Source organism: Myxococcus sp. AM009 (genome assembly GCF_013372605.1).
GTDB classification, from domain to species: Bacteria; Myxococcota; Myxococcia; order Myxococcales; family Myxococcaceae; genus Myxococcus; species Myxococcus vastator.
In genome coordinates this window covers 15,179-26,525 of record NZ_JABXEP010000063.1, presented here as the reverse complement: position 1 = coordinate 26,525, position 11,347 = coordinate 15,179, and the positions used below count along the sequence as shown (strand labels likewise).

Genomic DNA, 11,347 nt, shown 5'->3' with positions numbered 1-11,347 from the left:
AGCATTCGCGTAGCGCTTCACGTCACACCGCCGCCAGACAGTGACATTTCTCGTTACACGTTGAAAAGGGCGGCCCGCAGGGACTCCAGCCGGGCTCGCCACAGGGGCGCGCCCTCCTCCACCGCGCGCTCGGCTCGAAGCACCCAGGTGCGCGCCTCGTCGGCGCGTCCCGCCTGAAGCGCGCCCTGGGCGGCCTGGAGGAGTATCTCCGCCTTCTCATCCGCCGAAGCCAGGGTGTCCGCGTCGTCCGCCAGGGCCAGCCACGCCTCCCGCGCCGAGCCACCGCCCCGTGCGTCCTGGACCTGCAGCTCCACCAGCCTTCGCATGACGGCGGTGGGGGGCAGCGATTCGGGCGGGCAGTGGGCGTCAATCCACCGGAGCTGCCGCGTCGCCTCCTCCAGGTCGCCCAGCGCGGCGGCCAGGCGCCCGAGCAGCAACGCATCCACCGGGACGGGATGCTCACGGAAGAAGCGCACCCCCAGCTCGTGAGCACGCCGGGCCAGCGGCAGCGCCTCCTCCAGGCGGCCTTGCATGTAGAGCACCTCGGCGAGGTTGAAGGTGGACCAGCGCTCCACCTGCGCATGGCCCAGCTCCCGGCCCAGCGCCATCGCGCGGCGCAGGTCCTCTTCCAGGCGAGCCACGTCCCCCAGGCGCAACCACAGCAGCACGCGGTTGATGAACGTGGCGGCCCGGTGCAGTGCGTCCCCGGCCTGCTCACAGCGCAGCAGCGCCAGGTCGAAGTGGGACGCGGCGTCGTCGGTCCGGTCCAGGAACGTGAGCGCCGAGCCCAGCAGCGCCAGCGACACCACGAGCGTCTCGTGGTCATGTGCCCGCTCCGCGCCTTCCACCACGCCAGTGAGGACGCGCACGGCGGCGCCCCACTCGCCCAGCCGCACGTGGAGCCGGCCCCGGGCCAGCGAGCAGCGCAAGGACAGGCGAGGCTCATCCAGCCGCTCGATGCGCTCCAAGGCCTCACGCGTACAAGCCGAGGAGCCCTCCACGTCCTCCATCCAGTCGCGCGCGGTGGCTTCCTCCAGGAGCAGCTCCACCTGCTGGGCCTCGTCACCACGAGCCACGGCCAGCGCCCGCGCCGCGCCCAGGTCCGCCAGCCCCTCCCGGAAGCGCTGGAGCCGGTGGCGGACGCGCCCACGCCCCGACAGCGCCAGGGCCCTGCGCTCCACTTCTCCCTCCGGCAACAACGCGAGCGCGCGCGTGTAGTGCTGCTCCGCCTCGACGGACAGGTGCGCGCGGCGCGCGGACTCCGCGAGCGCGAGGAACGCCGTGGTGGCCTCCGCGTGAGCGCCACAGGCCGCGGCATGGTGGGCCCAGCGACGGCGCTCGGCCATCCCGTCCCGGGGCGTGGCACGCAGCGCCGCGGCGTGGAGGACGCGACGCGAGGACGCCGGCAGCAAGGCCTCCAGCGCCTCGCGCAGCAAGGGGTGACGGAAGGCGAAGTGGCCCGGCGCCGTGGGCCGTAGCAGCCCCGAGCGCGCCAGCCGCTGGAGCCCGGCCCCCGCGTCGAGCGACGTCACGCGCGCCAGGTCCTCGCTCGGCGCCAGGTGTCGCAGGGCGGCATCCACCCGGGACACCTCCACCTCCGTTCCCAGCACCGCGCACAGCCGCGCAAGAACTCGGTGTGCCGCGGGGAGTCCGGCCAGCGCCCGCGCGGCGAGTCGCTCGAAGAGCGGCGTCACGGAGACGTCCAGCAACGCGTCCGGCGCGATGTACCACCCGCCCCCAGGGGACGCCCGCAGGGCCCCCGCGGCCCGCAGCGCGCCCGCGAGCTCCACCAACGACAAGGGGACGCCCTGCGCCAGCTGTTCCAGCCGCGCCAGCACCGGCTCGGGGACGTGCTCCGCGGGTCGCAGCAGCTGCAGCAACAGGGAACGGCTCGCCTCGGGCGTCAGCGGCGGCAGTGCGATTCGCGCGACGCGCGCGCTGCGCTCACCCAGGTGCGGCCTCAACCCGAGCAACGCGGGCCGCGCGGCGACACAGACCCAGAGCGGTGCACGCACGCCGGCCAGGGTGGCGACTTCCAGTGCGTCCAGGCTGGTGGGGTCCGCCAGGTGCGCGTCGTCGACGAGCAACACACGGGGAGCTTCGTGAGCCTGGCGCTGGAGCCCCTCGGCGAGCGCGCGCGCGGCGGCGTGTCGCTCATCCACGAGCGGAAGGCCCGGCGCCTGGACGACGCGCGGTGGCTCGGCGGTGGCCCTCAGCGCGTCCAGCAACGACTCCGAGGACGCGGCATCGGGAGCGGGCGCGCGGAGCCGCACCACGAGACACCGCCCCGCGGCCTCCAGCCGGGTGGCCAGCGCCTCCAGGACACGGGACGTGCCGTGCCCCACGTCGCCCGTGAGAACGCACAGGCCCGGGACCCCCTCTTCGATGCAGCGTGAGGCTTCGGCCTCCAGCGCCGCCAGGACGGCATCGCGGCCCGACAGGGACGGCGCATCCGCGGAGGACGTGGCCGCGCCACCGTCGTGCAGTCGCAGGCGCGCGCCATCGGACAATGGCTCCGTGGCGCCCGGCCCCAACCGCGCCGCGGCGGAGGCAGTGACGCGCGCCTCTCCCAGGGCGAGGTCTTCCGGCCACCAGTCCCCCACGGCCTCCAGCGCGGGCCCCGCGACGCGCGTGGTCGTGGCGCCTGGATGAACGTGCAGTCGCGCCAGGTGCAGGACGGTGGCGGCCTTCCCCTCCTCCATCAGCTTGCGCGCCACCAGTGCACCTGCGCGAAGGTTGGCCTCGGCGGACAGGGACTCGGAGAACCCGACCAGATAGCCCCGTGTGCGGACGCGCGCGAGCGTGCCGCCCTGAGGCTCGAAGGTCGGCCGAAGCGCATCGACCGGTAGGTCCGCGCGGACGCCCAGCAGCGCGACCCACCGCTCGCCGGCCCCCGGCCCGGACGACGTGGGCACCGCGGCGGGCGCACCCTCCGGCGGAGCCATGGACAGGGACTGGCTGCACGCGGCATCAAACGCGGCGAGCACGGCCGAAGCGCGCGGGAAGCGTTCGGCGGGCGCCTTCGCCAGACACCGCGACAGCACCGCGTCGAGCGCCGTCGGCACGGGCGCGCGGGCCGACACCCGGGCTGGGCGAAGGCTGACGTGCCCGTGGCGAATCTCCTCGGCCCCGCCGAGGAAGGGCGGCGCGCCGGTGAGCAGCTCGTACAGGAGGACGCCCAGCGCGTAGACATCCGCGGCGGCGCCGGCCTCGCGTGCGTCCAGGCACTGCTCAGGTGCCATGTAATCGGGCGTACCCAGCCGCTGCCCCACGAGCGTCAGGCCCGCTGCCTCCGGGCGCGCTTCGTCGTCAGGCGTGTCCAGGAACCGCGCGAGTCCCAGGTCCAGCAGGCTGAGCGCCCCTCCCTCACGCAGGAAGATGTTCTCCGGCTTGAGGTCACGGTGGGCCACGCCCGCGGCATGGACGCGCTCCAGGGCGGCGCAGAGGCCACTGAGCAGCTCGCGCACGCGGGGCACTGACGCCGCCCCCGAACCCGGCAGCGCCGCCATCCACGCGGCGAGCGTCTGGCCATGCAGCCGCTCCATGACGAGGAACGGCCGCCCTCGGACCACCCCCGACTGGTGGAGCGCGGGCGTCGTCGGCGCGCCGACGCGGTGGAGCGCGGCGGCCTCCCGGGCGAAGCGCTCACGGTGAGGCGGCCGTCCCACCTTGAGCGCGACCTCACGGCCATCCTCCTCGCGGTACGCGGTGAAGACGTGTGAGAAGCCACCCGAGCCCAGCAAGGCCGCGGGGCGTAAACCTGGCACGTCCGGGAGCGGAAGGGGCTCCGCGTCAGGGCCAGGCGACGAAGCGCGCTGGCCATGCACAGGACACACCGCGCCGGTGGCGAGACGGCGGTGGCAGACCGGACAGCGCATGGGGTGAGACGAAGGTTACCAGAGCGCCTGGCTCAGGACGATGACAACCCCCACCAGCCCTTCGCCCGCGATGAGGCCGGCGGCCAGCGTCACCACCCGCCCCTCCTGCGCCCCTGGCTGCGCCCTGCGGGCCAAGGCCGCCGCCACGCCGCCCAGGAAGAACCCCAGCGCGGTGGAGGCCGGCAACAGGCAGGCCAGGCCCATGCCCAGGGGCGACGGCACCCAGTGTCGCACCCGCGTGGGAAGCAGCCGCTCCGCCAGTGTGAGGACGGCGGCGGCCAGCGCGGCCCAGCCGAGCGCCGCACGCGTGCCCGGCTCCAACCCCGAGAGGCCCGAAGCCAGCACCTGGGCGATGCTGGCGGTGACCGTGGCGGCGGGTGCGGGGAAGCGCTCGCCTCCCAGCGCCGAGCGGTCCGGCACCAGCAGGAAGAACAGCGGCACCACCGCGGCGGCCCCTACCGCGCAGCCCATGAGCTGCGCCAGGAACACGCGCCGGGGATGGGCGCCCAGCAGGTGTCCTGTCTTCACGTCGCTGAGGAGGTCCGCCGCGGACGACGCCGCGTTGACGGTGATGCCCGCGGTGGCGAGGTTCGCCTCCACATTGCGAGGCAGCAGCACGCCATAGGTCATCTGCGTCACCTGCCCCAGCGGGCCCACGGGCGTGACGTCCGTCTCCCCGGTGACGCGGCAGGCGATGAGACACAGCACGAAGGACAACGCCACCGCGAGCGCGGCGTGTGGCAGGGGAACACCAAAGCCCACCTTGGCCACGGCGAGCGTGGCGGGCGTCAACACCGCGAGGCCCGCCAGCAGCCAGCGTCCCGGCACCTGCAGCGCGTCCACTGGATGGGGCGTCACGGCGGAGCGCTTGAAGAGCCCCTTCAACGCGCGCCCCAGGACGCGGCCCTCCAGCGCGAAGTGCAACAGCGACGCGGTGGTGAGCGCCGCGGTTCCCGGCCAGAGGCTCCAGGCGAGGAAGTCCCCCTCTGGAGGCAGCAGCCCCGAAGTGAACACGCGCGGCGCCACGACGCCGTGGATGAGCAGCGCCCCCAGGAGCCAGGACGCGGTGAGCCGCAGCCCCAGCAGCGCGCCCGCGCCCAGCGGAAGCAGGCTCGTCTCGAAGCCGAAGCCCAGGCGCTCCAGCGACACCCCGCTCAGCGTCCCGGGAAACGGAAACACGTAGGGAAGACGGCCCAGCCCATCCCGCACCAGGGTGACGAGCGCGGCGATACCACCGCCCAGGCCCAGCATCGACAGCCGCGGACGGGACGACACGCCCGTGGTGTGAAGCGCGCGGATGGTCGCCGCCGCGGCCGTGCCCGTGGCGAACGGGAGCTGTTCGTGGTCCACCAGCTTGCGCTTGAGGGGCACCGCGAAGAGCACCCCCAGCGCGGACAGGAGGAAGGTCCACGCGAGCAGCGCCCACCCGGGAGGATGACTGCCCGTCGTGAGCAACCAGGCGCCCTGGACAGACACCAGGGCGCCGCCCGTCGCATAGCCCGCGGACGACGCCACCGCCTGCGCGGAGCACGTCTCCAAAGGTGAGAGCGGCGCACCGGCGACGCCAGGCGCCACGCGCCGCATCGCGCCGTGTGCCGTATGCGCGAGCAACGCGGCGGTGATGGCCACGGGAAAGGCCACGGCCATCTTCAGGCCCGCGTAGAGGTTGGTGGCGCAGGTGATGGCGCCAATGCCACTCCCGAGCAGCACCGCCCGCAGGGTGAGCTGCGGCACCCTGTCTGTCTGGAAGACCTCGCGCAGCCAGAAGGTGTCCAGGGCCTCGGGGGAGTCCCCCGGGATTCGCAGCAGCGTCAGCGGGGCCTGCGTCGGTGCCACTTCCTCGGAGTCATCTTGGGGGACGGGCTGAGACATGGGCCGTTCCATCTTTTCATTCCGAGGCCCTCGGGGACGAGCCCCCTTCCCCATTCTCCACCGCTGGGCGCAGGCGCCGCACGCCCAGCATCAGGAGGTACCGGTCCGCGACGCCGGGCAGGTAGCGCTCCAGGTGGAGTCCATCGGGGCGGAATCCCAGTTCGGCCAGGAAGCGGAACACGCGGTGCGCGGCCACGTCATCGCGGACGGCGCACTCCAGCGTCGCGAACAGGGTCGGCGCCATCTCCTGCCGGCGGCTTCCTGGAGGAAGACGCCGGCGGGGTTTGATGCGGAAGCCCACCTCGCCCAGGAGCTGCCCATCCACCACGTCGAGCGTGCGGACGTAGCCACTCGTCAGCACGGGGACGCCCCGACGCTCGAGCGCCTGCTTCCACCCGGGCACCGCGGCGCGGAACGCCAGGGGCCCGGGCGGAGCTGTGACGGGGAACCACACGAGCACGGACGGCTCGGCCCAGTGCTCCAGGTGGACCCGCGGCCCCGGCGACGCGCCGAGCCCCCGGAGGTACTGGTCCGCCAGCTGGAGCGAAAGCAGCCGCGCGGAAAGGTCCTGCCGCCATGACGTGAGCATCACCTCGCGCGTCCGTGCGTCTCTTCGGAGGAACTCACGGATGGCGGAGAGTGAAATGCCCGCGGCGCGCAGGCTGCTGATGAAGCGCGCTTCTCCGACCTGTCCAGGAGCGTAGGCGCGGTAGCCATTCGCGCGCCTCGCGGAGGGCAGCAGCAGGCCCTTGCGCTCATAGAAGCGCAGCGCGCTCGGTGCCAGGCCACATCGGTCCGCGAACTGGGAAATCGTCAGCATCCGGAGGCTTTCCCCTTGAGGTTGAACCAGCTTCAAGGTGGAGGGTTTGGAAACCATGAACGTTTCCATCGTCTCCCGAGGTGAAATCAAGCTGGTGGGCATCAAGGTCGTCGGCCGGCGCAGCGAGCTGAGCCACCGCGTCCCGCTGGCGTGGCTGGAGCTCCTCTCGCGCGTGGACGGACTGCCCGGCGTGGTGGACCGCGACCTGTTCCATGGCTGCGTGCCGGGCAGCGACCACGAGCAGCCGGGCGCTGACCCCGTCTACCGGTACTGGGTCACCACCGAGGTTCGGGACCTCGACGCAGTCACTGACGGGTTACAGACGCTGGTGATTCCCGCGCGCGACTACGCCATGACGCCAGTGCAGGGCACGGCGGACGCCATCAACGCGGCCTACAGTCGGCTGGCGGCCTGGCTTCAGGCGCAAGGCAGGCGCTCGGAGCCCGCCGCCTACGTGCTGGAGCGGTACGACCAACGTCGACAGCCCGTCACACCGCCGTACGAGCGCTTCGACTACGAGCTGCTCACGCCACTGGCCTCCTGAGCGACTTCGCACCAGGGGCTGTCCGCGAGGGGGCGCGACGACATCAGCGGCGCCGTTCTACGCGCCAGGCCTGGCCGGACGCGACGGCATGACCCGGGCCAGCGCCTCCGCACGAGGAAGGCCCTCCACCGCGCCAAGCCTCTCCACCACACGGGCGCCGACCTCGCACGCGAACGAGGCCAGCGCCGCCAGCTCCGCACCTGTTGCGTCGCGCAGCCCCTCGGCGCCGCCGTACCAGCGCACCAGCCCATGCAGCAGGCCCGCGACGAAACCATCACCAGCACCGGTGGTGTCGACGACGCGCGTCAGCGGCGCCGCGACGTGGATGCGCGCCCCCTTCCACAGCAGCAGCGCGCCACGCTCGCCCAGCGTCACCACGGGCAGCGGCACGCCCATCGCGGCCAGTCGCGTCAGCGCTTCGTCGGGCACCTCCGTCCCGGTGACGAAGCCAATCTCCTCCTCGGAGAGCTTCACCACGGTGCACAGCGGCAGCATCCGGGCCAGCAGGCCCTTCAGCAGAGACGTGTCCTCCCATGCATGCAGCCGCAGGTTGGGGTCACAGCTCACGATGAGCCCCGCGTCGCGCGCCAGGCCCAGCATCCGCACCGCGGCCTCCTGCGCCTCCGGCCACTGGAGCGAGTTGGAGCCACAGTGCACCGCCTTCGCCCCCGACAGGAACGCCGCGTCGACATCCGCGTGCCCCAGCAGGAACTCAGCGGAGCGTGTCCGGAAGAAGGTGAAGCTGCGCTCGCCCTTCCCATCCAGGGAGATGAACACCAGTCCGGTGCGCGCCTCCGCCGTCTGACGCAGGTGGCTCACCTCCACGCCCTCCGCCGCCAATCGCTCGCGAAGGAAGTGACCGAACTCATCCGCGCCCACCACGCCCAGCATGGCCGGACGCAGCCCCAGCCGGGCCAGCCCCACCGCGACGTTCGCCGGCGAGCCACCGGGACACGGATGCCACGCGGGCACGTCGCGCACCCGGTGCCCCGGAGCCGCCGGGAGGAAGTCCACCAACGTCTCGCCAAAGCACACGACATCCGGCGGCGGCATGAGCCCCTCGCTTCCGAACTCCGTCAGTCCAGGCCCACCTGGGCCATGAAGTCCACGCTCTTGAGGCGGCGGCCCAGGTGATGGGCGATAAAGACGTTGAGCAGGCCGCGAGCACGCGCGCGCAGGTCCGGAGGCAGCGGCGTGCGAGCCCCCTCCTGGAGCGCGCGCAGGCCCGACAGCAGCGCCACCGGCACCGCCACGGACTCACGCGCACGGGCGCCACACGGCTCACACACCGCGCCGCCATGGGCCTGGTCGAAGCGGGGCCGCTCGCCCGGCGCGCCGCCACACAGCGCGCACGAGTCGAAGCGAGGCATCAACCCCGCGTGCGCCAGCGCGAACAGCTCGAAGGCCAGGAGCGACGTGGGCCCGGCCTCCTTCGCATCCAGCCGCGTCAGGTACGACTCCAGCAGGGCGAACAGCTCCTGCTGCGGCTCATGGTCTTTCGTCAGCTCGCGGCACAGCTCCACCGCGTACAGGGCCCGGGCAATCAGGGACAGGTCCTCGCGCGCCGCATAGAAGCCCGCGACGATGTCCGTGCCGTCCAGCCGCACCGTGCTGCCGCGCGTCTCGACGATGTGCACGCGCAGCCGCATGAACGGCTCCAGCGCGCCGGCGAAGCGCCGCTTGCTCTTGCGTGCGCCCGCCGCGAAGGCCGTCAGCTTCCCGTGCTCGCGCGTCAGCAAGGTGACGAGCCGGTCGGACTCGCCATAGTCCACCGAGGACAGCACGAGCGCGTCGTCGTCGTATCGCTCCATGGAGATGCTTCAACCCGCGAGCGGGTTGGGGAGCTTTCCGCTCAGCACCAGGAACAGGTACACACCCAGGAGCAGGGCCGCCAGCAGCACGGACAGCCCCACGTAGGCCCGCTTGCGCCGCTCCTGCTCCAACTGCACGGGCGATGGCGCCGGGACGGACTTGTCCACCTCCTCGTAGCGCAGCACGGCCTCTTCCGGAGACATGCCGATGACCTGCGCGTACGCGCGGATGTAGTTCACCACGAAGATGCGCGAGGGCAGCCGCTCCACCTGCCCGGCCTCCAGCGCGGTGATGAGCGTGGGAGGAATCTTGGTCTCCCGCGCGACGTCGTCACGCGAGAGTCCTCGGAGCTCTCGCTGCTGGCTCAGATATTTGCCGAAGTCGACGTGGTCCACGGGTCCCCAGATACCCAACGCGCTAGAGCTTTTCCAGCAGCCTCCGGCAGTCGTCCTTCATCACCTGTTCACCAGCTTTCGCCTTGCTCTCACAGGTGGCAAAGGCCTCCTTCGCCGCATCGACCTGCCCCAGCTTCGCCTGACAGACGCCCTCACGCATGTACGCTTCCGCCACGTCCGGGCAATTCTCGCGGTAGTGCGTGAACTGGCGGCACGCCTCGGAGGTGCGCCCCGTCTCGTCGTAGATGAGCCCCAGGTTCTTGTAGCCCAAACAGAAGCTGGGGTTGGTCGTCACCGCGGCCTTGATGCTCTCCACCGCGCGCTCCGCCTCACCCTTCTTGTAGTACGCCCACCCCAGGTTTCCCTGGGCGATGAAGGGCGTCGGGTAGAGCATGTCGTTGAGGACCAACTCATAAAGCTTGATGGCGTCGTCGTAGCGGCCCTGGTCCAGGTGCACGTTGGCCAGGTTGGTGCGCGCCTCGGAGAAGTCGGGGCGAACCTCCAGCGCCTTGGTGTAGTGCTTGACGGCCTCGTCGGGACGGCGGAACGCCAGGTGCAACAGGATGCCCATGGCGTTGTTCGCGTCGGGGTAGTCCGGGTCGTTCTTCAGAGACAGCTGCAGTTCGCGCAGCGCCTCCTGGAGCTCGCCGGCCTGCTGGGCCTGCAGCGCCAGGTCGTAGTGAATCTCGGCGCTCCGCTTCTCCTTCTCCGTGGGCGTGTGGGAGCAACCGGAGGACACCAGCAGGAGCGCGAGCGAACAGGACGCGGTGGAAAGGCGGAACATGGGGAGCGGCTCTCGACGTGGGTGAGGGGGCGGAGACTCAGAAGGCGGCCAGGAAGCGGCCCAGGGTGGTGGTGACGTTCTTCTTCTCCTCGGCGCGCGCCACCACGGCGGGCACGAGCGTCGGGTCCTTGAAGAACACCGGCAACGTCTTGAGGTGCTCGTCCTGCTGCTCGGGGGCCAGCGCGCGCCAGTTGGCGTCATCCATCATGAACCCGAGCGACTCCACGAAGGCCAGCGCGTCTCCCTCGTCGTCGCGGTACTCCTCCGCCGACGCGTTGCGCCGGCCGGACAGGTACACCGCGCAGTCCGCGGCCTCCGCCAGGTACAGGTAGACGAAGACCGCCGCGGTCCCCTGCCCTCCCCGGAGGCCCACGACGAAGGCCTGCGCCGGCCCCGCCTGCTTGCCCGGAATGGCCACGTGCGGCGTGTTGAGGGAGGTGTGCAGCGCCAGGATTTGTTCCCGCGTGGCGGGCAGCCCGCGGTAGCGCTCGTCGAGGTTGAACACGGTTGTCTCCGTTACCCGAAGCCCCACACCTGTCAGCGCGTGGTGAGGGTGAACTCCTGCGTCGCATCCTGCGTGTCCGCCGCGGTCTTCTGGAAGCGCAGAAGGGGATTGTCGATCATCACGTTCCCGCCGCCCTCGTTCCCCTCGCCAATGATGACCCGAAACACGTGGGCAGGCGAACTGCTGCGCGCGTCCCCGGGGTTCCCCTTCCGGGCGATGAACGTCACCTTGTTCGCCCCCGGCCGCAGGTTGCGGGTGATGTCCACCACCACCTGGTCCTCGTTGCCGCGCAGCTTGCGCAGCCACGTGGAGTTGATGAACACGTCGATGTCGTACCCCGTCATCCCCGGCACCGTCTGCTCCGTCACCAGCCAGTAGCGCTGGGTGAGGCGCCCAGGAGCCGTGGGTGCGCCGGGCGCCTGCTGCGCCGCGGGAGGCGCCTTCGCTGCGGGGGCGGCCGTCCCAGGGGGAGCGGCGGCGGGCGCCGGCGCCGGCGCGGCGGGGGCCGCGGGCGTCACCGTCGACACCCGGGCCGCGTAGCCGGGCGCGTCGATGTGCACGTTGCCGGCCTCGTCGATGCGGACGGTGGCCTTCTCGAACTTCTGGTTGGTGACGCCGTCAATCTTGACGCCATTGAGGAAGACGGAGCCGGCGTGAGCCCCGAACGGGGCCAGGGCCAGGGCGGCGGCCAGCGCGGCGCTGGGGAACAGGGGCTTCTTCATGTGGGTCACTCCTGA

The 11,347-nt window shown here is 71.9% G+C and carries 10 protein-coding genes; 1 reads left to right on the top strand and 9 read right to left on the bottom strand.

Going from position 1 to position 11,347, the window contains the following annotated elements; translation table 11 throughout:
• Positions 1-53: 53 nt before the first annotated feature.
• From HV824_RS17445 to HV824_RS17435, 3 genes are read right to left on the bottom strand one after another with little or no spacing between them, the layout of a single operon-like run.
• Positions 54-3,878: a serine/threonine-protein kinase PknK gene (locus HV824_RS17445; protein WP_176423800.1), complete on the bottom strand. Its 3,825-nt coding sequence runs from the start codon at positions 3,876-3,878 to the stop codon at positions 54-56.
• Between the two features lie 15 nt (positions 3,879-3,893).
• Positions 3,894-5,750, bottom strand: a complete 1,857-nt coding sequence (locus tag HV824_RS17440; protein WP_176423799.1) for an OPT family oligopeptide transporter — start codon at positions 5,748-5,750, stop codon at positions 3,894-3,896.
• Between the two features lie 16 nt (positions 5,751-5,766).
• On the bottom strand, positions 5,767-6,570 hold the full coding sequence (locus HV824_RS17435; protein WP_176423798.1) for a MerR family transcriptional regulator: 804 nt from the start codon (positions 6,568-6,570) through the stop codon (positions 5,767-5,769).
• Between the two features lie 55 nt (positions 6,571-6,625).
• Here HV824_RS17435 and HV824_RS17430 point away from each other — a divergent pair, with 55 nt between their 5' ends.
• Positions 6,626-7,114 carry a GyrI-like domain-containing protein gene (locus HV824_RS17430; RefSeq protein ID WP_176423797.1) on the top strand — a complete coding sequence of 163 codons (489 nt, stop codon included), beginning with the start codon at positions 6,626-6,628 and terminating at the stop codon, positions 7,112-7,114.
• Between the two features lie 57 nt (positions 7,115-7,171).
• On the opposite strand, the gene HV824_RS17425 is transcribed toward HV824_RS17430, so the two are convergent.
• The 6 genes from HV824_RS17425 to HV824_RS17400 are packed head-to-tail and all read right to left on the bottom strand — an operon-like array spanning position 7,172 to position 11,332.
• Positions 7,172-8,167, bottom strand: coding sequence for a carbohydrate kinase (locus HV824_RS17425; RefSeq protein ID WP_255208111.1), 996 nt, complete (start codon positions 8,165-8,167; stop codon positions 7,172-7,174).
• Positions 8,168-8,190: 23 nt separating this feature from the next.
• Entirely contained in the window at positions 8,191-8,925 is a 735-nt protein-coding gene (gene recO / locus HV824_RS17420) for a DNA repair protein RecO (protein WP_176423796.1), read from the bottom strand.
• A 9-nt stretch (positions 8,926-8,934) separates the two neighbouring features.
• Positions 8,935-9,321, bottom strand: a complete 387-nt coding sequence (locus HV824_RS17415) for a helix-turn-helix transcriptional regulator (protein ID WP_176419618.1) — start codon at positions 9,319-9,321, stop codon at positions 8,935-8,937.
• Positions 9,322-9,343: 22 nt separating this feature from the next.
• Positions 9,344-10,105: a social motility TPR repeat lipoprotein Tgl gene (gene tgl, locus HV824_RS17410; RefSeq protein ID WP_176419598.1), complete on the bottom strand. Its 762-nt coding sequence runs from the start codon at positions 10,103-10,105 to the stop codon at positions 9,344-9,346.
• A gap of 37 nt (positions 10,106-10,142) precedes the next feature.
• Positions 10,143-10,610, bottom strand: a complete 468-nt coding sequence (locus tag HV824_RS17405; protein ID WP_176419597.1) for a social motility and stimulation tgl protein — start codon at positions 10,608-10,610, stop codon at positions 10,143-10,145.
• A gap of 32 nt (positions 10,611-10,642) precedes the next feature.
• Positions 10,643-11,332, bottom strand: coding sequence for a hypothetical protein (locus HV824_RS17400; RefSeq protein ID WP_176419596.1), 690 nt, complete (start codon positions 11,330-11,332; stop codon positions 10,643-10,645).
• Positions 11,333-11,347 lie beyond the last annotated feature (15 nt).